17 protein-coding genes are annotated in these 26289 nt (G+C 48.8%); 5 read left to right on the forward strand and 12 right to left on the reverse strand.

Annotated features, from left to right (window positions below; genetic code table 11):
* Positions 1 to 3: 3 nt before the first annotated feature.
* Positions 4 to 915 carry a helix-turn-helix domain-containing protein gene (locus tag GGU45_RS17910; RefSeq protein ID WP_435227053.1) on the reverse strand — a complete coding sequence of 304 codons (912 nt, stop codon included), beginning with the start codon at positions 913 to 915 and terminating at the stop codon, positions 4 to 6.
* A gap of 206 nt (positions 916 to 1121) precedes the next feature.
* On the opposite strand from GGU45_RS17910, the gene GGU45_RS17915 reads away from it, so the two are divergent.
* Positions 1122 to 3431, forward strand: a complete 2310-nt coding sequence (locus tag GGU45_RS17915) for a DUF5703 domain-containing protein (protein ID WP_435227055.1) — start codon at positions 1122 to 1124, stop codon at positions 3429 to 3431.
* A gap of 4 nt (positions 3432 to 3435) precedes the next feature.
* Here the strand turns inward: GGU45_RS17915 and GGU45_RS17920 are convergent, their stop codons facing one another.
* The 10 genes from GGU45_RS17920 to GGU45_RS17965 form a co-directional block, all read right to left on the reverse strand.
* Positions 3436 to 6258, reverse strand: a complete 2823-nt coding sequence (locus GGU45_RS17920) for a glycoside hydrolase family 95 protein (RefSeq protein ID WP_435227057.1) — start codon at positions 6256 to 6258, stop codon at positions 3436 to 3438.
* A gap of 158 nt (positions 6259 to 6416) precedes the next feature.
* Positions 6417 to 7967 carry a glycoside hydrolase family 28 protein gene (locus GGU45_RS17925; RefSeq protein ID WP_435227059.1) on the reverse strand — a complete coding sequence of 517 codons (1551 nt, stop codon included), beginning with the start codon at positions 7965 to 7967 and terminating at the stop codon, positions 6417 to 6419.
* Between the two features lie 216 nt (positions 7968 to 8183).
* On the reverse strand, positions 8184 to 10892 hold the full coding sequence (locus tag GGU45_RS17930) for an alpha-d-galacturonidase (RefSeq protein WP_435227061.1): 2709 nt from the start codon (positions 10890 to 10892) through the stop codon (positions 8184 to 8186).
* 90 nt (positions 10893 to 10982) lie between these two features.
* Complete coding sequence (locus tag GGU45_RS17935) at positions 10983 to 12032, reverse strand: Gfo/Idh/MocA family protein (RefSeq protein ID WP_435227063.1); 1050 nt, start codon at positions 12030 to 12032, stop codon at positions 10983 to 10985.
* 1 nt (position 12033) lies between these two features.
* Positions 12034 to 13062: an L-rhamnose/proton symporter RhaT gene (locus GGU45_RS17940; protein ID WP_435227065.1), complete on the reverse strand. Its 1029-nt coding sequence runs from the start codon at positions 13060 to 13062 to the stop codon at positions 12034 to 12036.
* Between the two features lie 7 nt (positions 13063 to 13069).
* The gene (locus GGU45_RS17945) at positions 13070 to 13921 is read right to left on the reverse strand and encodes an amidohydrolase family protein (RefSeq protein WP_435227067.1); all 852 of its coding nucleotides are present in this window, start codon (positions 13919 to 13921) and stop codon (positions 13070 to 13072) included.
* 22 nt (positions 13922 to 13943) lie between these two features.
* A complete protein-coding gene (locus GGU45_RS17950; protein ID WP_435227069.1) occupies positions 13944 to 15119 on the reverse strand; it encodes a CaiB/BaiF CoA transferase family protein in 1176 nt (391 codons plus the stop codon).
* Positions 15120 to 16262 (reverse strand): CaiB/BaiF CoA transferase family protein, encoded by a 1143-nt coding sequence (locus GGU45_RS17955; protein WP_435227070.1) that lies wholly within the window; start codon positions 16260 to 16262, stop codon positions 15120 to 15122.
* Entirely contained in the window at positions 16259 to 17413 is a 1155-nt protein-coding gene (locus GGU45_RS17960; protein WP_435227072.1) for an extracellular solute-binding protein, read from the reverse strand. The genes GGU45_RS17955 and GGU45_RS17960 overlap by 4 nt, the downstream gene beginning before the upstream one ends.
* A complete protein-coding gene (locus tag GGU45_RS17965) occupies positions 17406 to 17855 on the reverse strand; it encodes a MaoC family dehydratase (RefSeq protein ID WP_435227074.1) in 450 nt (149 codons plus the stop codon). Before GGU45_RS17965 ends, GGU45_RS17960 begins: the two co-directional genes overlap by 8 nt.
* Before the next feature lie 317 nt (positions 17856 to 18172).
* Here GGU45_RS17965 and GGU45_RS17970 point away from each other — a divergent pair, with 317 nt between their 5' ends.
* Positions 18173 to 18718 (forward strand): ORF6N domain-containing protein, encoded by a 546-nt coding sequence (locus GGU45_RS17970; RefSeq protein ID WP_435227075.1) that lies wholly within the window; start codon positions 18173 to 18175, stop codon positions 18716 to 18718.
* Between the two features lie 332 nt (positions 18719 to 19050).
* Here GGU45_RS17970 and GGU45_RS17975 read toward each other — a convergent pair whose 3' ends face one another.
* The gene (locus tag GGU45_RS17975) at positions 19051 to 21336 is read right to left on the reverse strand and encodes a GH92 family glycosyl hydrolase (RefSeq protein WP_435227076.1); all 2286 of its coding nucleotides are present in this window, start codon (positions 21334 to 21336) and stop codon (positions 19051 to 19053) included.
* A gap of 339 nt (positions 21337 to 21675) precedes the next feature.
* Between GGU45_RS17975 and GGU45_RS17980 the strand changes: the two genes are divergently transcribed.
* The 3 genes from GGU45_RS17980 (at position 21676) to GGU45_RS17990 (ending at position 26287) form a co-directional block, all read left to right on the forward strand.
* Positions 21676 to 23283, forward strand: a complete 1608-nt coding sequence (locus tag GGU45_RS17980; protein WP_435227078.1) for a carboxyl transferase domain-containing protein — start codon at positions 21676 to 21678, stop codon at positions 23281 to 23283.
* Between the two features lie 119 nt (positions 23284 to 23402).
* Positions 23403 to 24182: an enoyl-CoA hydratase-related protein gene (locus GGU45_RS17985; RefSeq protein ID WP_435227080.1), complete on the forward strand. Its 780-nt coding sequence runs from the start codon at positions 23403 to 23405 to the stop codon at positions 24180 to 24182.
* Between the two features lie 101 nt (positions 24183 to 24283).
* The gene (locus tag GGU45_RS17990) at positions 24284 to 26287 is read left to right on the forward strand and encodes an acetyl/propionyl/methylcrotonyl-CoA carboxylase subunit alpha (protein WP_435227082.1); all 2004 of its coding nucleotides are present in this window, start codon (positions 24284 to 24286) and stop codon (positions 26285 to 26287) included.
* The last annotated feature ends 2 nt before the right edge of the window (positions 26288 to 26289 follow it).

A 26289-nucleotide genomic window follows, 5' to 3' on the forward strand; every position in this document is an offset into this window, starting at 1 on the left:
TTTTTAGTCTTTTTTTATTGCCCGGTATTTTAATGGGGGCATTCCTATTACCTGTTTAAATCGTTTGGAAAAATAATACGGATCGTCAAAACCCATCGTGATGGCAACATCTTTAATGGCCTTATCGGTAAAATCGAGCAGCTGACAGGCCTGCTGAATCTTCATTTGCATAAAGTAATCCATCGGGGCATACCCGGTTTTTTGTTTAAACAAATTGGAAAAACGCGACACCGAATAATTAGAGTGACGGCTCAGGTCCTTCAACGTTATGCTTTCCTGTAAATGCTCCTGCATATATAGGATGGCGCTATCTACCGCATCCAACTCCTTCTTTTCCACAAGGGGATAGTGCCTGCCGTTGTAAATAAAATATGAAAAAAACTGGCGCAGTCCCAAATTGGCAAAATACAGATTGTCCGCACTATAGCCCAGCTCCAGCGCTTCATACATTTTGTTAAACAGCGCCGGTATCTCCCCGTTGTCTTTTACGCGCCGGGGCCGGAAGCTGTCTTTGACCGCATTCATCTCGTTAAAATACGGAAGGTTCATCCCCCCAAAATGGATCCAGTAAATACTCCAGGGATCCCGCTCAGCAGAACCATAAGCATGGGCTTCATTACAAGGGAGTATAAAAAACTCATGGGGACCTACATCAAAATGCTCGCCTCCATATTCAAAAAAGCCATGCCCGTCTACGCAATAAAACAACATATTGCCGGCAAGGCCTTTTTTCCGCTTGGAAAAATGTGCCTTTGCATTGGGATAAAACCCAAGGCTGGAGATATACAAACTGTTGAGCAACGGGTCCTTCAGTATCTTGTCGCGAAGTACAGGAAAGGGAATCTCAATCCGCTTACGTCCGATGCCGTACCAGATATTTTTAAAGGATCCCTGCTTCTTTTCCCCTTGTTCCATATTTGTAAGGCAAAAAATCAGGTCAATAATAATAAACTTTTAGCTTACCGTCAAGTTTAAGGCGGTATTTGTGATAACCGGCATCCACTTATACTTCTACAGGGATAATTTTGAGCGCGTTAACAGCAGAAAAAAATGTTATGGACCCATGAATTTCCCCGCAGTTTTTTTTAATTTTATAATTGTAGAATAAACAATTATATAGTATGCGGCGCTTCCTGTTGGGTATGGTTTTTATTTTTTTGTTCCTGCACGGGGCTCCGGCTCAGCCTGTCATAAAAGACTATGCGGTTCAATGGAATACGCAAAGTAAAAACGCATCGGAATCCATGCCCGTAGGCGGCGGTTCCATTGGTGCCAACCTTTGGGTGGAAAACAACGAGGTACTGCTCTATTTTTCGAAATCCGGGGCCTTTGATGAAAACAATACCTTTTTAAAAGGAGGCCGCCTGCGGATTCGCCTTTATCCCGATCTTTTTGAGAACGGATCCTTCCGGCAGGAGCTGGATCTGCAAACAGGGGCGGCCACCATCCATACAAAAAATAAAAAAGGTACGGCGGATCTGCGGATCTGGGTTTCTGTTTTTCAGCCCGTAATTCATATCGAAATCAACGGCTCCGTTCCTGTTTCCGCAGAAGCGGTTTACGAGAGCTGGCGGTTTGCCGACCGGCTGCAGCAAGGGAAAGCCAATAATGCCAACTCCTGGAAATGGGCCGGTCACGTAAACGTGATTGCCAAAAAGGATGCTGTTCGCTTTGAGCAGAACCGTATCCTCTTTTTTCATCGCAATACGGATTCCACGGTATTTGATGCAGCCGTAACGCAGCAACAACTGGCCGCCGTTAAACAACAACTGCGCAACCCACTCCGGCGCCTCACCTCCGGCGGCATTGTGGAAGGGCGGAATTTTGTTGCCGGCACAAATGGTGATGGTCTATACACGAATACCCCGTTTAAAAGCTGGAGCCTGAAAAGTCGCAGTGCTCAAAAGCACCAGGAGCTGCGGATCATCCTGCACAACAATCAAACCAACAGCCCAGGCACCTGGCTAAGCGAACTGAATGAATGCGTTCAAAAAAGCCGCTCCGCAAAAGCAGACCATGCCGCTACAAGGCAGTGGTGGCGGCAGTTCTGGAACCGGAGTTATATCTGCATCAATCCCGGCAAAAAAAACATGGCCGATACGGCCTGGCAAACGGGGCGCAACTATCAGCTCTTCCGCTACCTGCTGGCGGCCAATGCCTATGGCTCCTACCCCACCAAATTTAATGGCGGGTTGTTTACCGTAGACCCCGTTTTTACCGACAGCACCATCACCGGTACACCGGATCACCGCAACTGGGGCGGCGGCACGTTTACCGCACAAAACCAGCGCCTCGTATATTGGCCCATGCTCAAAAGCGGGGATGCCGACATGATGAAGCCGCAGTTTGATTTTTACAACCGGCTGCTGCATACGGCAGAACTGCGCAGCGCTGTTTACTGGCATCATAAAGGGGCCAACTTTAATGAACAAATCGAAAACTTTGGACTGCCCAACCCCACAGAATACGGATGGAAACGGCCTGCGGGGTTTGACCCGGGCATGGAATACAACGCCTGGCTGGAATATGAATGGGACACGGTACTGGAATTTTGCATGATGATGCTGGAGGCCCGCAGCTATGCCGGAATGAATATTGAAACCTATCTTCCGCTCATCAAAAGCTGTCTTGTTTTCTTTGACGAACATTACCAATACCTGGCAAAAAAAAGAGGAAATAAAGCACTGGACCAGAACGGCCACCTCGTACTATACCCGGGCTCCGGTGCCGAAACTTTTAAAATGGCCTATAATGCCAGCTCCACTATTGCCGCATTAAAAAAGGTAACTCAAAAATTATTGTCGATGCCGGTTGGCCTGGCGAATGAGGAAAGAAATTATTTTGAAGCATTGCTGAAGCGAATACCGCCAATCCCCTATATGCAATACAATGGCAGGCCAACCATTGCACCCGCGCGGGTTTGGGAGCGGGTAAACAATACCGAACCCGCCATGTTGTACCCGGTTTTTCCCTGGGGCATCTATGGTGTGGGCCGGCCGGGCCTGGATACCGCCATCAACACTTACCGGCTGGACAGCTTTGCCATGAAATTCAGAAGTTATACCGGCTGGAAGCAGGACAATATTTTTGCCGCCCGGCTCGGCTTAACGGAAGAAGCCAAACGGCTCACCAGTTTAAAGCTAAAAGACAGCGGCCGCCGCTTTCCCGCCTTTTGGGGGCCGGGCTATGACTGGGTGCCCGATCAAAACTGGGGTGGCTCGGGTATGATTGGCCTGCAGGAAATGTTGTTGCAGGCTGTTGACGACAAACTCTATATCTTTCCCGCATGGCCCAAAGAATGGGATGTATCCTTTAAGCTGCATGCTCCCCGGCAAACAATCGTAGAAGGCGTTTTAAAGGACGGAAAACTGACCGTACTTAAAGTAATGCCTCAAAGCAGGGAAAAAGATATCGTGAATATGCTGCGTTGACGCATTATAATGTTTCAACGCTTTTGAAATCAGGAGCAATTTTATACGTTTTTCCCTTTTTAAAGGTAAAGGGCAATACCGTTCCGTTGTAGCGCAGGGAGGCCTTCCCATTTGCAATAGCCTTAATAGAGAGTGCCGTGAGCTGTTTATTTTCCCATTTGATATCCAGCACCAACCCTCCCCGGGCATGAATGCCGCTGATCCGTCCGCCGGGCAAGGCATCGGGCAACGCCGGCAGGATATCAATAAAGCTGGTATGGGATTGCAGCAGCATTTCGCCAATACCGGCGGCGCCGCCAAAATTACCATCGATCTGGAAAGGTGGATGCGCATCAAACAGGTTGGGATAGCTTCCTGCGCCGCTCCCTGCCGGGCTCAGCAGCATCTGGATGAGCTTATAGGTATGATTACCATCCTTAAAACGTGCCCACAGGTTAATCTTCCAGCCCAGGCTCCACCCTGTGGCCGCATCGCCGCGATAGATGAGCGACTGGCGGGCCGCCTTCATCAGGTCGGGGGTGGTTTCCCAGTTGATCTCATTACCCGGATATACGCCCCAGAGATGGGATACATGGCGGTGTTTGTTGGTGGTATCATCCACATCCTGCATCCACTCCTGCAGCTGGCCATAACGCCCGATCTTATTGGGTGCAATCCGGGGATATTTTTCTTCCAGCTCATTTCTGAATGCCGCATCCTTATTGAGAATCTTTGAGGCCTCGATGGTGTTTTTGAACAAGGCCCGGATAATCTGGTGATCCATTGTGGGCCCGGCTACCAGTCCACCCTGCTCCGGCGAATTGGAGGGAGTGCTGATCAGGTAGCCACTCACCGGATCTTTAACCAGAAAGCTATTAAAGAACAATGCAGCGCCCTTCATCAGCGGATAAGCGGTGTCTCTTAGAAAAACTTCGTCTTTTGTAAACAGGTAGCGTTCCCAAAGATGCTCACAAAACCAGGCGCCACCGGTAACCCAGATGCCGTGGTTGGAGGCATTGATGGCCGCCGTTCCCCGCCACAGATCCGTATTATGATGCAATACCCAGCCTGGTGCACGATAATATTCCCGGGCCGTTTCGGCGCCCGATGCGGCAACTTCCTGCGTCATCTTAAAAAAGGCGCTGTGCAGGGGCGAAAGGCCCAATAATTCCGCCGGCCAATAATTCATTTCCGCGTTGATATTGGTGGTATATTTGCTGCCCCAGGGTGGTGATAAAAGATCGTTCCAGATCCCCTGCAAATTTGCCGGGTAGGTTCCTGGTCTCGAACTGCTGATGAGCAGGTACCGCCCGTATTGCAGGTACAAAGCAATAAATTCAGGATCGCCGGAACGGGAAAAATGTGCAAGACGCTGATCGGTGGGCCGTTGTACATTAGCAGCCGGCGCCGATGGATTAAAGAAATCTACTGAAAGCGTATTAAAATACTGCTGGTATTCTTTTATGTGATCGCGCAGTACGGAACCGAAGCTTTTCTGTCCCAGTTGCTGTAACACGGCTTTGCAAAGCGCAGCCGGCCGGCCCGAAACATCTTTATAATTGCGGTAATTGGTAGCCGCCGTTATCCACACCGTTGCCTCATCGGCCCCCGTAACCACAAGCCGGTTATCCTTTACCGTAACCGTTCCGTTCTTTGTTGCTACCCGCACATAACTCTCTCCAAACAAGGCGCCGTCCTTAACCTGTACGTGCAGCGCCACGGTATGCGGATCAATCCTTTTAAGTACAAAATTCCGATGCGGGCTCGAAAGCGCTGTTTGAAAGCTGATGGCGCCGGCTTTGTCGGCCGCCAGGTTTACCGCTATCACCTGGTCCGGTACGCTGGCAATATAAGTGCGTTTGAAGGTAATGCCCCTGCTTTTATAAGAAGTGGTTAGGGCTGCATCGGCCAGGCTGAGCGTACGCCGGTATTCCGTAACGGATGCGGTATCTACATCAAAATAAAAATGCAGGTCGCCAAAGGGCTGGTAGCGGGCCTGGTACTCGCCAACCTGTGGTACTTTGTCCGATTGAACCCAGTATTTCCATTGGCCATCCAGGGGCAATTTTGAACCGGGTTTCCCCACGGGATAAATCCCGATTGCCTTACCCTTATCTTTATATCCCAGAATGCCGCCTTTGCCCGCTGTATTCAACACCAGTATGGCGATGCTGTTTTTGCCCGTCTTTAATACGGAGGCGGGCACCTTGTAAATGCGGGCATCCCCATTGTCCTGTGCGCCTACTTTTACCCCGTTTACAAACGTAATGTCCTGTTCGGCAATCTTGTTCAGATCCAGTTCCAATGGGTTGCCTTTCCAGTCTGCCGGCAGCTCAAAGCTGGTACGGAACCATACCGCACCATCCAGTTCTCCCAGCCCTTCCTTTTCCCAACCATCATAGTTGGGCACGTATATCGCTTTCCAATTCCGGTCGTTATAGGCAGCAATGGAGGGATTGTTTTTTTGTTTCAGGATGGCTTTGATCTTTGCCACCCAGGCAGCACGGTTGCCTTCGGCCGATTTCAATCCCAAAAACTCGCGGCCGGCCAGGTCTTCGGCTTCCCGCTGTTTGCCGGCAAACAGCAATGTCCTTATTGGGTCCAGGTATTGATATGCCCCCTTCCGGTTATAATCCCGTGGTCCGCCAGACCATAATGTTTCTTCATTAAACTGGATGCGGTCATCGGCTACCCCGCCAAAAATCATAGCTCCCAGGCGACCGTTCCCAATGGGCAGGGCTTCTACCCATTCGGTTGCAGGCCGGTTGTACCAAAGTTCGAGGTTCTGTGCTTTTATTAAGGATACTCCCGAAAGAAGTACCGCCATGAATACAAAACTTTTTTTCATTTGTCAATATTTAATCATCGTTCTACACGTAAACCTTTATATATTTTTCCCGCAAATTTTCGCTGACCTTTTCGCCGCTTCCCGCCGGGTATTTCCCCTGCATATCACCGGCGTAAATCTGCGGGGCTGACCTTCCAGCCGATTGGCAAAAACAAGCATCAATCCAGTTTTACCGCTTCCTTATTTACTTCAGCCCCAATGCGGATCTGCTCATTTACCACTATATTATCTTCGAACATTATATTTTCTGTAGCCGCACCGCCAATCGCTGCAAACTGCCTAATACCATTAAAGGGCCAGCAATCCTGTATACGCGCGCCTTTTACATTATCCAGGCGCAACACCGGCATATCCGCCGCAAGCCGGGCGGCATCAAAATTAAGGATCGACAGCCGTTCCGCAGCATCTGCTTTTAACGCCGGCCCCGTCTTTGTATTTACCCGCACATTATTAAATGAAATATCAACTGCATTTTTCAGGGTAATACCCCGCTCCGCTTCAAACACCACATCATTCAGACTGATCTCCGATACCGGCATTTCCTTCAGCCCGTTTACATACATAGCCTCCTTTGTATACGCCGTAATATTGCTTAGCCGGATGTTCCGGAAGCGGGGAGTTCGTTCAGTGACCGGTTCTTCCGGAACTTTTGCATACTCCATATCCAGCACAATCGCCTGCTGCCCTATATTTTTCATTACAATATTACTTACCCGTATATCTTCCACCACACCGCCCCGGCCTCGGGTTGTTTTAATGCGGATACCCCGGTCCGTACCATCAAAAATGCAATTGCTGATCGCGATCTTTTTTACACCGCCGCTCATCTCGCTGCCAATAACCACTCCTCCATGCCCGCTGAGCATGGTACAATTGGTGATCGTATAATTCTCAGCCGGCCTGGCCCTGGCGCGTCCCGGAGCATCTTTCCCCGACTTAATGGTGATGCAATCATCGCCCACGCTGATATGACAATCACTGATACGCACATTGCTGCAGCTTTCGGGGTTAATACCATCCGTATTGGGAGCATGCTGACCCGGGTTGATGATGGTAACTGCGTGTACGGTTACATTATCGCAGAATTGTGGATTAATAGTCCAGAAAGGCGAGTTGCGGATATTGATTCCCTGGATGAAGATATTTTTACTGTGCATAAACTGGATAAAGGGCGGGCGTAAAAAACCCCGTTTCATTTGCTTCGGATCATCCGGTAAAAGAATATTTTTATTCAACCGGTCAAATTCCAGCTGCCATTTGGAACGCGGCTGTCCTTCCTTATATCCCTCCACATAATTCCACCATTTTTTTCCGTGTCCATAGATGGTGCCCCTTCCGGTGATGGCAATATTCTCAACCCGGTTTGCATAAAACAACGGGGAAAAACTCATCACATCCACCCCCTCATACCGGCTCTCCACCATGGGCAGGTAATCATCAAAATCATCACTGAAGTGCAGCTCGGCGCCGGCATCGATCAGGATGGTAATATTGCTTTTTAAATGAATGGGGCCTGTAAGGTATTTGCCTGCCGGAAAGTACACCGTGCCGCCCCCGGCAGCAGATGCAGCTTTGATCGCTTTTGCAACAGCTACAGTTGCTTTGGCGCTGCTGTCTTTTTTAGCGCCAAATTTAGTAACATCATAATACTGCTGGGCACCTGCCGGAAAAAAGGTTAAAAAGGCGGCAACAGCAAAAAAAAGTCTCATAATATCCATTCATTATTTAGTTAAGTAATAACCCGCACAATATAAACGAACCATTGCGGAGGACACGAACCATTGCTTTGGGGCAAGAACCGCTGCTTTGCAGATTTCGGCAATCAGCAGGTAACAAAGCAAAAGATTTTCTTTCATATAAAGATGGCGTCTTGTTTATTGTTTCCGGCTTACAGATGCATAACGTTTACCAGTGATGCAATCTATCTATTCAAAAAGCCAGTCTACCTGTTTCCGGTTGCCACTTTCATATAACCCCGCATCATAAACCGGCAGGGGGGCGTCCCCATCAATGAAGCCCAAAATCAAGGCAACGCCTCTGGCCAGTTTCAGCGTGTTGGTACCCGCCTTAAAATCGTAGCTGTGGATATGTAGCTGCGGAAGTCCGGGAATGACTATTGCATTCGCGATTTTTGTATCTGCCTGGCCATAATCGTTGGCGCTGGCATTTGTTTCCAGCTCGGGTTCTTTTAAAAAAACAGTATCGGTAGCAAAAGCAGCTTTTTGTGGTTTGAAAAAACCCACCAAAACCTTAACCGGTTTCCTATTTGTAAAACGGATTTCGGTACCGCTTGTCATTTGCTGATGAAATGACATTTTGATACCCGTTAGCCCCTTTAATTCCTTAGCAAAAGACCGTATAGCGGCGGCCGTATCTAAAAAAGGTTGCGCTAAACTATCGGTAACAAATTTATATTCATGTTCGGATAAATACACCTGTGCATTCGCCAGTGGGCGTATTTTTGTTTTCGTTTCCGGCTTTACCTGCTTTAATGAGTCAATTCTGAAACGGAAAGTGCTCATTTCTTTTTCAAATACAGGGAGAATTTCCTGCCAGGTTTTATAGTTGGCACCAGCGCCCGACAGGGGAATCTTCCGCTGCCCGGTTTGCATACTGTTGGCGTACAAATAAGTTCCCCGGGTCAGCGTTACCAGTTTTTTATACCAATCAACACTTACCTTTAAAAGTGGCAGGGCTTTTTCCAGGTCTTTTATATCGCCGGAGTATTTGTATCGCAGCACCCATAGCGCGGCTTCTGCCTTATACGCAAAATGATAGGCCAGGGCCCGGTAGCAATAAGCATCATTTTTGATGCGTTCAAACTCATCCCTGTTTTTTGTCACCTCTCTTTCGGCAGCATCCATTGCGGTTACTGCTTTATCTCCATGAGCTTTTACTTCATTGATAACAGCAACCGGCGTTTCACCGATATGTGGTTGATGGGCCCATTCTTTTTCCATATATGTTGCCAGCGACTCTCCTACAGGGCTTTCCGACTCGTACAACAAGGTAAATAATCCATACCGGTACGGATTGATCAGCTGTGTCATCAGCATTCCCAGGTTGAGCGTCTGGCGATTGCCATCGGTAATACCAAATCGTCGTAAAAGTTTGGGGGCTATTTGCCCGCCCTGGTTGTAGGACTGTAAAATATGCGCGCCGCCATTTTTGTTCATTCCGAACTTTTCGGCCAGCAATGCCGCCCAATAATGGCTTTCGGCTGTACTGTCGCGGCTTGCCCTCCATGCATAGCGGCTCCAGGCCTTGTACCATATCCAATCCCGTTCAATTTGGAGGAGCCGCTTACCTCCGGCCACGCTATCGGCCGTATAAGGCCAGTCCCAGTACGAAGCCTGTGGGTACAGATGCAGCCCGTTTCCGCCCATTACTTCGTGCATACCTGTTACAGACCGGCGGATAAAATCGGTCGCTCCATAGCGGAATGGCTCCAGGTTGGCCATTATATGTACGTTCTCAATTTGTACGCTTCCCAGTTTGCTTAAGCGCTGGTGCAATTCGGCCCAGGCGCCTCGTGGCCTTTCAAACGTTAAAGCTTCTCCATTAAATTTCGCTTCCGTGTATAAATTCTTATAGAGTGGCAATGCTGCTTTCATTACAGCGGGAGCATCCGTATCGTGCGCCCGCAATACGATTGGCGGCTCTTCTTTGATGCCCAGGGCCTGCATCCCGTCCCGTACACCGGGAATGATGGTTTTTGTAAACCACTCTATATCGTCATTACCCACACCTTCCATCGCTTCGCCCAGGCAGACCATCAATCCTACATTGGGATATTTTTCCACAAAAGCAGCAATCGATTTACGGGTATAGTCGGCAATAAGGGGAATGATGGGCCGCTCCCGTTCCTGTGTTTTTAAATGATTTTTTTCTGCAAAGGGTTTTGATACGATGATATTGTAAAACATCTGTATCACCCAAATGCCGCGTTTATCAGCCTCGGTGGTCAGGAAGCGGTATAGTTCTTCATTCTTCCTGAAGGTAGCCTCATCCACTTCCACCGCGTAGGGATAGTCTTTCAGTTTTACCAGTGATGCAAAGGGGTGCCCGTTCCAGAGGTACAACGAATTCATCCGGTTGTGTACCATGGAATCCAGCACCTGTATCCATAATTTTCTGTCGTAAAGCCAGGGGAAAGTTTCGGGTGTGTACGGGTATTCATACACATTGTGCCCTGGAAGGTAGTACGGCTTCTGTATCCCGATGCATTCCCCGCGCAGTACCATCTCCGGGGCATCTGAAAAGGACAGCATTTCCGGCAAAACGCCACGCTTCTCAATACGGTTGGCCAGTTCCAGGCAACCATACAGGGTTCCGGAGGGATCTGTCCCTCTTATAAGAATATACTTTTCTTTTGCTTCAATGGAAAAGCCCTCTTTTTTTCCGCTGCCACCGGTGTGCAATCCAATAAAGCTGCCGTTTACCTGCTTAACCGCAGATGGCCCAATGCTTACAGTATACCCTGCGGCAGTAAGCGCATTCTTCAGCTGCCCTGCGCCATATCGTACCCGTTCTGTTGCGGTTACCGGTACACCAATGGTTACTTTTCCTTTTCCCGGTATAGCATACAAACTGAGGTTAAACACCAGCAAAAAAATCGTTATTAATCCTTTCATTCTTTAATAATTCAATGGTCAATAGCAAATCGTTTGCTCAGTAAAACGGCCGGCATTCACGAGACAGCGATGCTGCATCAATGAGTGCTCTCAGGCTATGGACGACAACGAAACCCCGCCCTGCCCACTGCTGATATAGGCGGCCTCTACACACCGCATCGTATCGACGGCATCATCAATACTGTTCTCCGGCTGTTCAATAATTCCTTTTTTTGCCAGGATCATCTGTTCCATGGTTCCGATAAATGCATGCGGAAACCAGGAGCCCTCTATCGGCTTTGACTTCCATTCGGGGGCTGCCCCGGGAACGATCGTTATATAATCAAATGTATCCGGAATACCATTCGGATAGTCGATCAGTACACCCATGCTCATTTTTATAGCGCCTTTGGTACCTTCTATTTTTATATAGGCTCCCTGGTGATGATACCCAAAATGGTGATGATGATTGGTATGAATGGCCGCCCTTATATAGTCGTCATAATCCATAATGATCGTGCTTTTAACAGAAGCCAGCTGCAAGGAATCCGGGTGTTTGAATGTCCGGGCATATACACGGGAAGGATTTCCCAGAAAGGACCGTATGAGATCAATATAATGCACACTGTGATAGTTGATCTCCATACGTGGCTTTTCGAACAGAAAGGACCAGAGATTCCAGGGCGTATGTACATTCACATAGACCTCTATATCTGTAAGCGTTCCGAGCTGCCCCCCTCGGATCATTTTTTTTGCTTCGAGGACAAAGGGTGCAAAGCGGAGCTGAAAATTAACACCCGCCAGCATTTTCTTTGAGTGTACTGTTTCCTGTATGATCCGTGCCTCCTCAATACTTTCGCCCAGGGGCTTTTGGATCAATACGGTTGCCTCATCCGGCAGCTGCCGCAATACTTCTACTATTTCTGAAGCAGGCAGCGCACAGTCATAAATTACGTTCCCATCCTGGCCGGCTACCATTGCCCCCAGCGAATCGTACACTTCTGGAATCGCAAATTTTTCAGCAAGTGCCCGGGCCCGCCGGTTATCTCGGTCTACGATACCTTTTACATTAAAGCCGGCAATACGGTATGCCGGCAGGTGTGCGTCATTTACAATGCCACCCGCCCCAATAACACATATATCGATCGCCGGATCACGCATATCAGGTTCCTCCTTTATAATTACCATAGGTCAACAGCACCACCGAAAGCAGTAATACCAGCAACGCGCTTATCAGCACCTGCCTGGTACCGGGTTTTGTAAATTTCCATTCTTTCAGCACTACCCCAACCACGGCGCTGAACAGCACCAGCAGGATCATATGTATGGCCCAGCTGGAAAACTCATACTTCCCCAGGTTTACATGCCCCAACCCGTAAAAAAAGAACTGTCCATACCATAAAAACCCCGTAAGTGCGGCCATCAAATAATTGGTGGTCAGGGCACCGTTTACAGCAGCACGTTTATACTCACCAAATGTGCGGTGTTTCCGATGCAGGTATAACGTATAAAACAGGGTAGTTAAAAAAGCTCCCGAATTGGCAAAAATATAGACCGCATTCACCTGAAAGTTTCCGGCGCCATGCGTGGCGGCAAGATCAGAGATGGGCTTTCCGGCATTAATAGCAAAACCATAAAAAGCAGAAAGGATACCAGCCAGTATGCACAGCGGTAATCCTTTTTTAAAAGAATAGCCCTGTGTTGTACCACTGAGTTCCTTTTCCTTCATCCATCCGGCAATACCGCAAAATGCAATGCCCACAGCACCAAGAAAAACCCCGGTAAGGATCCAGTTGCCACCGTTGCCTTTTGCCACACTGCCGATGGAACCATCCATTATGGGAGGAATCAACGTGCCCAGCACGCAGGACAATCCGACAGAGACCGCATAGGTCAGCGAAAAGCCGATATAGCGGATAGCCATTCCAAATGCCGTTCCGCCAATACCATAAGCCATTCCCAGCAAAAATGACCGGATCATGGCATCCCGTGGTGCTTCTTTCAATACCATATCCAGGGATGGCACCGTAATCATCGCTACTACTACCGGCAGGATCAGCCAGCAAACGGCCGCCTGCGCCAACCAGTAGGTTTGCCAGGACCAGCCTCTCACTTTTTTTTCGGGGGTATAACACAGTGCCGCAGACGAGGCACCTATCCCGTGAAAAAATATACCATTGAATAATTGCATGTCAAAATCAATCCAGCTTCAGATCATAAAATCGGATCGCATTGCCGGCATACACCTGCTCCAGCATTTCACCCGAAAGCAATGACGACAATACCGTCTTGTATACCTTCCAGGTATGTACATAATCGCTTGCCAACAATGATACCGGCCAGTCGCCACCCAAAAAACAACGGTCGGCGCCGAAATGCTCCAGTACAAATCCGACATAGGGTGTCAGTGCTTCCGCGGTGAACTTTTCAGCACCGGCCACCGTGCCCAGTCCGGAAATCTTTGCGTAAATATTTTTATTTTTTGCAACCTCCTGCATCAACGCGCCCCATCGCCCATGGCGCTCCCCGCTGCTGATAGGTGGTGCATTCAGATGGTCAAAAACCATCCGCAATTCCGGAACCAGCTCTGCTACTTTTAAAATGGTCTCAATATGTTCCGGCAGCACACCGACGACATCATACGGAATATTATGCGCTGCCAGTATTTTCAGACTCTCTATTGCCGCCGGTTGTAATAACCATTGGGGGTCTTCTTCATCATGAATCAGGTGGCGTACGCCCACGAAGTATTCGTCCTTCAACAGCCGCTGCTCTAATAACGTGGCAGTACGCCCCGTATCGGCCAGCGGCAGCCAGCTTACCACTCCTTTGATCCAATCCGTGTTCCGGGCCACCTCCAGCATATGGAATGAATCTTCCATCTGCACATCAGCCTGTACAAAAACTCCCGCGCCAATACCCGCAGTTTTTCTTGCGGCGTCCAGCTCTTCTATGCTGTACGTGCGTTTTAAAAGCTCCGGCGCTCCCGACAACCAACTATATGATGATTTGTTGGTATCCCAGATGTGTATATGTGTGTCAATAATCATACTGTTGTTATTTTACAATCAACTAAGATACTACAGCTCCTTCTTTTTGCAATTGATTTAATCCAAATTCTTTATCAATAGACGCGGTATGCTCGCCCAGCAACGGAGCTCCTGTTGTACTGGAGAGCAACTGTCCATCAATCCGGAACGGACAACGCGTGGTCGTAATGGCCGTACCATTGCTGTTTTTTACCGTCATCTCCATCTGCAGCTCCTTATAGGCCGGATGGCTTCTCAGCCCGGCATAGTCCAGCACTTCCGAGCACCAGATATCAGCCGGCTCCAGTACCGCCAACCATTCTTTTGTGGACCGCTGCTGCAAATGTGCAGCCAGTACCTGCTTGATCGCATCCCGTTGAGTAAACCATTCATCGCTGTTTGTATAGGCTAACAGTGCATAGCAATCTGTTAACTGTCCCAGCTTTACGATATCCGTCATGGCCAATGCCAGCCAGGAATCGGCTGTTTTATAAATACCATAGGGAGCGCCCACATAGGGGTGCCCACCGTTCACTTCGCTGCGCTGTGGCAGCTCGTTGCCATCATTGTAATAACAGGTCAGCAATTCAAACTGAAAATCGAGCGCAGTTTCCAACATGCTTACCTGTACCTCTCCCCCTTCTCCTGATGTCATTTTTTGATACAGCAGAGATAAAATGCCCTGTGCAAGATGTGCTCCGGACAAAATATCCACAATGGAAACGCCCAGGGGAGTGGGATTTTCGTGAGCGGTATTGTTCAGCAGTGTTATACCCGTTGCTGACTGCAGCAACAGATCCTGCCCCGGCAGATCCTTCCAGGGCCCTTCTGCACCAAAACCGCTGATACTGCCATACACAACGGAAGGATTAAGCCCCTTAACGGTTTCATAATCCAACCCTAACCGCTCCATCACACCAGGCCGGAAGTTATGAATCACCACATCCGCCCGCTTCAGCAGTTTTTTTACTTTAATCAGATCCGATGCATTTTTCAGATCCGCAGTATAACCCTCCTTGCTCCGGTTGATTGCCTGGAAGATTGAAGATTCACCGTCGATCACTACGTCGGACACATACAGTTCCCGGCAGATATCGCCGGTAACGGGACGCTCCACCTTTATTACCCTTGCACCCAGGTCGGCAAGCGTTAAGGAAGCCGATGGACCAGATAGGAACTGACTGAAGTCAACCACCAAAATATCGTTTAGAAAGCTCATTTACCCCTCCATTAAATGTTTAATGATTGCATCCTTATCAGCACCCAATGCCGGTGCGGCTTTTGCTGAAACCAGCTTTTTCCCGCGCAGTATAATCGGGCACCTGGTGGTCCGGATGGTTCTATTGCCTGCCTGCAATTCCTGTTCCATTTCTAACACTTTATACCCTTCGGTCTGATCCAGTTCCTTCCAGTTATAAACAGCGGCGGCCCATAATCCATTTTTGCGCAACCGTTCCAGCCAGTACCGGGTCGTATTCGTTTTTAATTTCTTTGCGATCAGCGTTTTGATCTCGTCCCGTTTCTGAAAAACATCCTCCTGATCAAAAGCGTTCAGTTCTTCCCAGCCCAATGCGGACGCCAGGAGCCGGAGCTCCATCATGGCCAGTGAAAGAAAATGATCCGCCGTTTTATAAATCCCGTAAGGGGCTCCCAGCAATGGGCTGCCGTTATTGATCCTGCTACGGTGAATGCCATTTTTACTATGGAAGAAGGTGGTAAACAATTCAAACTGCATACCGATAGCGGATTCGATCAGGCTGAGCTCGATATAAGCCCCCTTTCCTTCACGCTGCCTGCGGATCAATGCGCCCAGCACCGCCTGCACCAGATGAATGCCGCTGATCGTATCCACCGCCGACAGACCAAATGGAACCGGGGCGCCACCGCCATTGCCCGTGGTATAGGTAAGCCCGGATAAGGATTGCACCAGCAGATCCTGCCCCGGCTTTTGCGCCCAGGGCCCCTTTCTGCCAAAGCCACTGATCTCCGCATAAATGATCTTTTCATTGATTGCCTTTGCGTCCTTATAAGCCAGTCCTATCTTTTCCATCACCCCCGGCCGGAAATTATGGGTGATCACATCTGCCTTCAGGATCAGCTTCTTCACCTGTTCCAGGTCCTCCCTGTTTTTTAGGTCTGCCGTAAAGCTTTCTTTATTCCGGTTGATGGCATGGAAGTTCAGTGCATCGCCGTCTACCCACAAATTCTTCACCGCCAGTCTCCGGCAGGGATCGCCCCCCTGTGGCCGTTCAATTTTTATAACACGTGCCCCGAGATCCGCCAGTCGCAGGCCGGCCGACGGGCCCGATAAATACTGGCTGAATTCCAGTACAATCAATCCATTTAATGGTAGTTGGTTCATAGGATCGCCTCCGGTTTTAAACTTTCCGCATAAAGTGCATTTAATTTCGTAAGTACTGTTTGTGGCGATAGGATATTGCCCTTTAAATATTCCCGGATATAAAAGCCCCCCGCGTCCTGAAAATGAAGGTAGCCGTGATAACGCGGACGCACATAAGCATTCTCAAGAGTTGCCCTCGTATTTTCAAAAAATCCGTTACATACCTGGTTGTTCAATACATCGTCATAACCAAAATCATATCCCGGCTGTCCACCGGTAAGGATGTACTCGGTTTGCTGCCATTCCGGTGCACATACAAACTGTGCAAAATCCACTGCAACCGATTGGTGGTTGCTATATGCTGAAACCGCGATACCGGTACCTCCCAATGTAGTTTGTAAGGGTTGACCATTAAAAGTAACAACGTTTGTATAAGTCAGCAGTTGTCCGCTGTAATGTCTTCTCGAATAATTGGAATATCCATAAGCGAAGGGGCAATACCAGTAATCATCAGTATTGCTCATTGCCTCTGCAACCCCTATTGGGTTCATTGAAAAAAAGCGATGGTCAAGCAGACCATAAAATGCTTTCATGGTGTTCAAGACCGCAACCCCCGTTCCGGACGCTATCACTTCCCCGTCTTTGAAAAGGTTGCCGCCATGCGCCCGGCAAAAGGTATAAAAATTCATCAGCAGGTCGATGGGTATGGCGGGAGCAGCGGCCCTTCCTTTTGCTGCTATTACCATTACCTCCTCCCAGGTCTGCGGTACCACTGCCTGCTGTAGTAGCAGATCCGCACGCATACTGGCCACTGGCGTTGCGGCATCAATAGCCAGCGCCCATTGTCCGCCATCGTAATAATAGCTGCTATGAGACGCCCCAACGGAGTGCTGCTGTAATTCTTTTAAAAAAGCCTCCGGAAGGTATTCGTTCAATGGAAGTACGCAATTGGTTACCGAAGCGCTGCCCACCCAGGGATGATCGATGATCAGCAGATCATAGATCTCTGTCAGTTTCTCAATGGAATAATCTGCAAAAGCCTGTAAGCTGCGTTTTTCCCATACTACCTGTACATTCGGGTGCAATTCGCCAAAACGCTGCGCCGCTGCCTGGAGCGGTACCATACCCCGGCTGTGGTCCCATGTAATCCCTTTTAACACCCGCTTATCCATGCTGTTCCTTTTTTTCCACCAGTAACAGATGTTCACATACCAATACGAGTTGCCCGTGTTGATTGTGCACTTCCAGCAGCTCTGAAACGATGCCGTACTCCGGCTTTTTATGATCCTTTTTCTCCTTGATGGTAAGGGTCGTCTTTATCGTATCATTGATAAATACCGGGGCGATGAAGCGCAACCGTTCATAGCCATAGGTCATGGCGGCTTCATTGATCACGCCCGCAGTTTGCCCAACGGCTACGCTAAAGATCAGGGTACCGTGTGCGATCCGCTGTTTAAAGGGTTGTCTTTTACACCATTCCGCGTCCATGTGATGCGGATAGAAATCCCCGGTTTGCCCGGCATGTAATACAATATCTGCTTCCGTAATGGTCCTCCCGGTAGTGGTTCGCTTCTCTCCCGGCATAAAATCTTCAAAATATATCTTTACAGCCATATGACAGCATTTAGATGGCTACCGGGCGCAACATTACCTTTTGCCAACAGATCGAAAATAGATCGAATCGCCCTGCCGGGAAATGTTAGGATTCACTAAGCTAATGGAAAATTTTACTATGGCTTGCAACAGGTCAACCGGCTTATACGTTCATACCTTGCCAAACTGATATTTTAACCCATACGGCTTCTTTTAGCTACCTTTACCCTACAATAGTCCTAAAAGAAAAAACACCGAATTTGAACTAATGGCAAAGACAATCATAAGCGAAACCATGAAAAAATAACCTTTTTTGCAAACCATAAAAAACAACACCTATGGCAAAGAAAGAACTGCAACTCCTGGTAGCTGAACAAAAAATCCTAAACCGGATCTATGTTGTCCGGGGCCAAAAAATAATGCTGGACCAGGACCTGGCTGAAATGTACAAAGTTGAAACCCGGCGTCTGAATGAACAGGTAAAACGCAACCTGAATCGTTTTCCCAAAGACTTCATGTTTACGCTCAGGCAAAAGGAGTTCGACAACTTGATGTCGCAAATTGCGACATCAAGTTCATCACCAGCCTGGGGAGGAAGACGAACCTTACCCTATGCCTTTACAGAGCAGGGGGTGGCCATGCTATCAAGCATATTGAACAGCGATGTGGCTGTCGAAGTCAACATCCGCATTATCCGTGTATTTACCAAATTGCGCGAGTATGCATTGAATCAAAAAGACATACTGACGCAATTAGCCCGGCTCGAAAAAGAAGTAAAGGGCAACACCCGGGATATTGAGAATATCTTTGCCGTGCTGAAAGAACTGATTGAAAAGCAAAGGAGCCCGATACCAAGAAATAAGATCGGGTTCAAGCTGGGCTGACGATCACAGACGGCCCTTTCTGATCACAAAAAAATCCGAGCTTGCTTCCGAATAAGGCCCCTCTGCAACTTGATGTCGCAAATTGCGACATCAAGTTCATCCGGTGGTTGGGCAGAAGCCTAAATCATCTGATATTTCTACAAAGCAGCGTGCAGTCATAAACACTGAAAAACGTATCATGCTCTCAGATTTTATAACCCCGTACCTCTGTCGGGTATCCGTGCTTCCTAAGGAAAAGCGACGCCCCGCAGGCTCAATGCATTCCATAGGTACATAAAAGAAATCCGGTTCCCTCAACAGCAACCGGATACCTGTACCACCCTGTGATACGATTATTGATCGTCGCGACTCATAGAATAAGGCACGTCGGAGTCAGCCGTACCCCGGAATTTATTGGGTTGCGCTCCCATATTAAAATTGATAACAGCTCCCTTTTGCAGCCCACTAAAGCTAAACCAGTTTTTACCATAGGCTTGCCCGTTGAAAGTTGCCGACTGTATATAGCGGTTTTGGTCGCTGTTGGCCGAAGCATTGATAACAATTTTTTTGCCGTTCTCCAGGTATATAGTGGCCTTTTTAAACAAGGGAGCCCCTACTACATATTGATCTACGCCGGGTGTTACCGGGTAAAATCCCAGGGCCGAAAATACGTACCAGGCGCTGGTTTGTCCGTTATCTTCATCGCCGCAATAACCATCCGGTGTTGCCTTATACATCCGGTTCATGGTTTCGCGCACCCAATACTGCGCTTTCCAGGGAGCTCCGGCATAATTATACAGATAGATCATGTGTTGGATGGGCTGATTGCCGTGTGCATACTGCCCCATATTGGCAATCTGCATTTCGCGGATCTCATGGATCACACCACCATAATAACTGTCGTCAAAAACAGGGGGCAGACTGAACACATTATCCAGTTGTTTTACAAAATTGGCTTTGCCTCCCATCAAGCCGATCAGGCCTTGTATATCATGAAATACGCTCCAGGAGTAGTGCCAGCTGTTTCCTTCCGTAAAAGCATCGCCCCATTTATAGGGATTGAAGGGGCTTTGAAACTGACCGTCCTTATTCTTGCCGCGCATCAGGTTGTGCTCCGGGTCAAAAAGGTTTTTATAGTTCTGCGACCGTTTCTTATACAGATCCAGTTCCGCCTTAGGCCGGCCCAGGGCCTTTCCCAATTGATAGATGGTAAAATCATCATACGCATATTCCAGGGTACGTGCTGCATTTTCATTGATCTTTACATCATAAGGTACATAGCCCAGTTTGTTATAATATTCCACGCCCCTGCGGCCGGTAGCCCTTGGTCCCTCATTATTGGCGCCATGCAGCAGTGCTTCATACAGGGTATTGATATCATATCCCCGCAAGCCTTTTAAATAAGCATCAGACACCACCGATGCAGAGTTATTACCCACCATTACATCCGAATATCCCGGGCTGCTCCACTCCGGTAGCCAGCCACCTTCTTTGTAATCATTCACCAGGCCGGCCTGCATCTCTTTATTAATGGACGGGTACAGAAAATTCAGGAAAGGATACAGGGCCCGGAACGTATCCCAAAAGCCGGTCCCGGAGAAACGGTAGCCCGGAAGGATTTTGCCGTTGTGCGGGCTGTAATGTACCACCTGGCCGGAGGCATTCAGCTCATACATTTTATGCGGGAAGAAAAGAGTCCGGTACATGGCCGAATAAAAGGTCCGCTTCTGATCAACGGAAGCGCCCTCAATCCTGATTCTTCCCAGGCGGTCGTTCCACGATTTTTTTGCCCTGGCCATAGTTTGCTCAAAACTATCGCCGGCCAGTTCCCGTTTCAGGCTCAATTCAGCCTGTTCAAAGCTGATAAAAGAAGTGCCGATCTTCATACTCACCTTTTCACCTTTAGCTGTTTTAAACCCTACAATGGCACCGCTATGATCGGCCGTAATCTCCAGTGCGGACTCATTGAGCGTCTTGCCCTCCCAGGTATGGGCATTTGCAAACGGTTTGTTGAAATAAATGACGAAATAGTTTTTAAAGTCCGGCAGCGGTCCGCGGGCATGTTTGGTAGAGTACCCGATGATCTTTTTTTCTGCGGGGATCACCTTAATATAAGAGCCTTTGTCAAACGCATCAATTACTACAAAAGAACTGTCGGTTTCAGGAAAGGTGAACCGGAATTGCGCGGCCCGCTCGGTGGGCGTCAGTTCCGTTGTAACATCATGATCCGCCAGGTACACACTGTAATAATACGGTTTGGCGATTTCCGCCTTATGAGAGAACCAGCTGGCCCGGGCATCCTGCTCAAATACCATTTTGCCGGTTACCGGCATGATAGAGATTTGCCCATAATCATTCATCCAGGGAGAAGGCTGGTGGGTTTGTTTAAACCCGCGGATCTTATCTGCATCATAGGTATACATCCAGCCATCGCCCATTTTGCCGGTTTGTGCGCTCCAAAGATTCATACCCCAGGGAACGCCCACGGCCGGGTAGGTATTTCCATTGGAAAGACTGGGTTTGGACTGTGTGCCCATAAGTGGATTCACCCACTCAACCGGGTCATTTTCCTGGGCATGCAGCAGGAGCGAAAAACCTCCGGCTATTAGCAAAAGGATGGAACGCGCAATCTTCTTCATGAGCAATAATAGCATTTTTAAATAACAAAATCGTTTTTGCAATCTTTTACAAAAGTAAGGGTTTGGATGAATCAGCGTGCCTGAATTTGAGGGCGGAGACTTTCAATACTTTTCTAAAGATGGACTCACCGGTTGATCGATTATTTGTTGCCCCATGCAATGCAGCACAAGGGAGTGACACAAGGAAGCCGATAGGAGCGCTACAGCTGGTACCATAAGCCATCCATCATTATATTTACCCGTTTGTGCAAGGTTTCAAAGAAACACTAACAATTGTTAGTTATTGTGAAAAAAATTTCTTTACTTCGTATCACTTTAAAAGAACAAAAATCAGAGACTTTGTACCAGATTCAATCAACGGCAGATACATTTTCTCCTGCATTTAGCGACAATAAAAATGCTTACGGGCAATTGCTGGAGCAGTATCATCAACGTCTGAAGAGCGTACTGCATGATAACAGCCGGCCCTCCGTTCAAAAGCATAAGAAAAGAGGAAAGCTGCTGGCGCGGGAGCGGGTAGACAACCTGCTGGATCCCAATACCCCTTTTCTGGAGCTTTCGCCATTAGCAGCTTTTGGAATGTATGAAAACCAGTTTCCCTCTGCTGGGATTATTACCGGCATTGGCACGGTGCACGGGCGCATGGTTATGATCATTGCCAATGACGCTACCGTAAAAGGCGGCACCTATATGGAACTGACCATAAAAAAACATGTACGGGCGCAGGAAATTGCACTGGAGAACCAGCTGCCCTGCATCTATATGGTAGACTCCGGCGGGGCTTTTTTGCCGGAGCAGGACAAAGTATTTCCGGACCGCCATGACTTTGGTCGTTTTTTTTACAACCAGGCCCGGATGTCGGCAGCCGGCATTCCGCAGATCGCAATTGTAATGGGATCCTGTACGGCAGGTGGCGCCTATGTGCCGGCCATGAGCGATGAAACCATCATTGTACGCAACCAGGGTACTATTTTTATTGGCGGTCCGCCCCTGGTAAAAGCCGCCACCGGGGAAGAAGTAACTGCGGAAGAGTTGGGAGGTGCCGTGGTACATACTTCCATATCGGGAGTGGCAGATCATCTTGCAGAAAATGATCAGCACGCGCTGGTTATATGCAGGAATATCATACAGACATTTAAGCAACCGGAATCACAGCAGGTGGAACGGGTTACAGCAGAAGCGCCCCTTTATGATCCCCGGGAGCTCTATGGACTGATACCAACGGATCTGAAAAAACCGGTAGATGCCAAAGAAGTCATCGCGCGATTGGTAGATGGTAGTCGCTTTCACGAGTTCAAGGCGACTTATGCCCCTACCCTGATCACTGGTTTTGCGCACATTATGGGTTATCCGGTGGGTATCATTGCCAATAATGGGGTGTTGTTTGGAGAATCTGCTCTAAAAGGCGCCCACTTTGTACAGCTTTGCGCCGCCCGGCAAACGCCCATTTTATTTTTACAGAATATTACCGGATTTATTGTTGGCAAAGAATACGAGCATAAAGGCATTGCCCGCGATGGCGCCAAGATGGTGCATGCCGTGGCCAATGCCAATGTACCCAAATTTACCGTGATATTTGGCGGCTCCTTCGGCGCGGGCAACTATGCCATGTGCGGCCGCGCCTACGATCCCCGTTTTTTATTTATGTGGCCGCATGCCAAAATATCGGTAATGGGCGGCGAGCAGGCAGCAGGTGTGCTAACCACGGTAAAAGAGGAACAGTTAAAGGCATCGGACAGGGAATTTCCCGAAGCCGAAAAAGAAGCCTTGCGTCAATCGATCTTAAAAAAATACGAAACAGAAGGATCCGCCTATTACAGCACGGCCCGGTTGTGGGATGATGGCATTATTGACCCTGCCGATACGCGAACCGTCATCGCACTGTGTATCGCGGTTTCCTTAAATAAAAAATGGGAGGAAACAAAAAATGGGGTATTCAGGATGTAGCGGCTCATATTCACATAGCGAGCCATCCACCATCAGGCATGAAGCACAAACAAGACTCATCTCCCTATTGACTATTGACTATTTACTATTCACTTCTCACTTTTCCCTATTCACTTATTATGTACACAACCATCGAAACAGAACAGCATTACCACATCGCCACCATCTGGCTGAACCGGCCGGAAGTACGGAATGCATTCAACGACACCATGATCAGCGAGTTGATCCATGCATTTGAAACCCTGGGTAGCGATGAAGCCGTGCGCGTGATCACTCTGCGGGGGCGGGGGAAAGTATTTTGTGCCGGTGCCGATCTTAAATGGATGAAGGCTACTGCAACATCCGGATACGGGGAAAGCCTGGAAGAGAACCGGCAACTGGCACGGTGTTTCCAGACCATCTACAACACCCCCAAACCCACGATCGCCGTAGCACACGGAGCGGCAATGGGTGGTGCTAATGGGTTGATTGCCGCCTGCGATTTTGCTTATGCGGGCAATGATACCCTGTTCGCCTTTTCCGAGGTACGACTGGGATTGGTACCCGCCACGATAGCACCCTATATCCTGAAAAGGATCGGTGAAACCAAGGCAAAGGAATTCATCCTTACGGGACGGCAATTCCATGCCAGGGAAGCAGCGCAGGCCGGACTCATTAACCAGGTATTACAGGAAATGGAACTCGAAAGCAAGGTAGAAGAACTGATACAGGAGCTGTTACTGGCCGGACCGGGATCGGTTGCCGCATCCAAACAACTCTTACATCGGTTAGCAGCAAAAGAGCTGGAAGCAGCCATTCCAGATACCGTGGAGGCTATCGCAAAGGCCCGCAGTTCCCCCGAAGGCCAGGAAGGCATGCAGGCATTTTTCGAAAAGCGAAAACCCAACTGGCTACAGTGACTTTCTACCGCCCATCGCAAACTTCTCACTATAAAACAGCTCACTAAAAACATCTCACTAAAAACTTTTCACCATAAACCTTTCACTCGACCCTTCACTCAATGAATAAAATCCTTATAGCAAACCGTGGCGAAATTGCCCTACGTATTATCCGGACAGCCAAAAAAATGCGGATCAGCACCGTATTGGTTTATGCCCTCCAGGATGCCGGAGCTGCCTATCTTCATGAAGCAGATGAAACCATATTGCTGGAGGGACAATCACTCGGCGAAACCTACCTGAACAGTGATAAGATCATCGCCGCGGCAAAGGCAGTAAACGCAGATGCCATCCACCCGGGGTACGGATTCCTTTCGGAAAATGCCGCATTTGCAGAAGCGTGCAGGGATCAGGATATTACTTTTATTGGTCCCACCCCGGAGGCAATGGAAGCCATGGGCAATAAGATTGCTGCGCGCAAAACCGCCCGGTCAGCCGGGGTACCGGTTACACCTGGTATTACGGGCACTATCCGGCAGCTGCTGGCACAGTACCACGTCATCGGTTTTCCATTGCTGATAAAAGCTGCAGCCGGCGGAGGTGGCAAGGGGATGCGCGTGGTGCAGCAGGAAGCTGAATTACAAAATGCGCTTGAAGCAACAGCACGGGAAGCTCTGAATTATTTTGGAGACGACACGGTGTATATTGAAAAATATATTGAAGCACCCCGGCATGTGGAAGTACAGGTACTGGGCGATCAGCAGGGCCAGGTTATCCACCTGTATGAACGGGAGTGCTCGCTGCAACGACGTCATCAGAAGATCATTGAAGAAGCGCCTTCACCTACCTTAACGATGGAGGTTAGAGAACAGATCTGCAATGCCGCAGTACAGCTGGCTGTAGCAATCGGTTACCAAAGTGCAGGAACGCTCGAATTCCTGGTAGGCCCGGATCTTAGTTTCTACTTTCTTGAAATGAATACCCGGATACAGGTGGAACATCCGGTTACAGAACTTACCACCGGCATAGATATTGTAGAGCAGCAGATCCGCATCGCCCGGGGGGAGCCGCTGAACTTTCAGCAAAAAGACATCCGCCAAAAGGGGCATGCTATCGAATGCCGTATCTATGCTGAAGATCCGGAACAACAATTCTTACCAGCCCCCGGCAGGCTGCGTTTTTATAAAGAACCTTATGGCGAACATATCCGCATCGATGGTATGCTGCTGCAACACGGCTCCATTGTGACAGGAGATTTTGACCCGATGATTGCAAAACTCATCACCTGGAGTGCAGACAGGGAGACGGCACGCAAAAAAATGCAGGAGGCCCTCCAACAGTACTTCATCTACGGCATTAAAAACAATATAGCCTTTCTGCTGGGGCTGCTCCACCACCCGGATTTTATCGAAAACAGGATCTCCACAAAATATATAGACCTCCACCTGGCCCATCTGCTGCAACAATTCGAAGATCGTAAAAAAGAAGAAGATCTATGGATCCCCCTGGCAGCCACACTGGTATTCAGCCTGCTTCACAAGGAAAAAGATCCATCATCCATCTGGCGGGAAATTGGCTACTGGCGGCCCGTCCAACAGATCACACTGAATATAGAAGGCCAGGATATGACGGTAATGATCCGCCGGCAGGCACCTTCCTCAGTCGACTTTGAATACCAAACAATACCCCGTAATGCAACGCTTACACCAGCGGGGGCACAACAATTCAACCTTGTACTGGATCAGCAGTTATACCCCGTGCATATTTATGAAACAGCGCCGGGTATATTTATCATCCGCTACAACGGCTTCGACTATACCATAAAACGCAATGATATACTGCATATAGCAGCAGACGCAGTGGCTCCTCCATCGGCAACCGCCACCGCAACCGGCAATATATGGGCCCCCATGCCGGGCAAAGTGATCAAAATAGCGGTAGCGCCCGGAGCAGTCGTACACGCCGGAGATCTGCTGTTAATTGTAGAGGCCATGAAGATGGAAAACAATATCCTGAGCCCCAGGAACGGAGTGGTAACGGCGATTGATGTAGCCGAAGGCGATAAGGTGGATGCAACAACGACATTGATTCATATAGAGGGATTGGATCAGGCATCTGGTTCTTGAGG

Source organism: Niabella hirudinis, assembly GCF_051201075.1.
In the GTDB taxonomy this organism is placed as follows: domain Bacteria; phylum Bacteroidota; class Bacteroidia; order Chitinophagales; family Chitinophagaceae; genus Niabella; species Niabella hirudinis.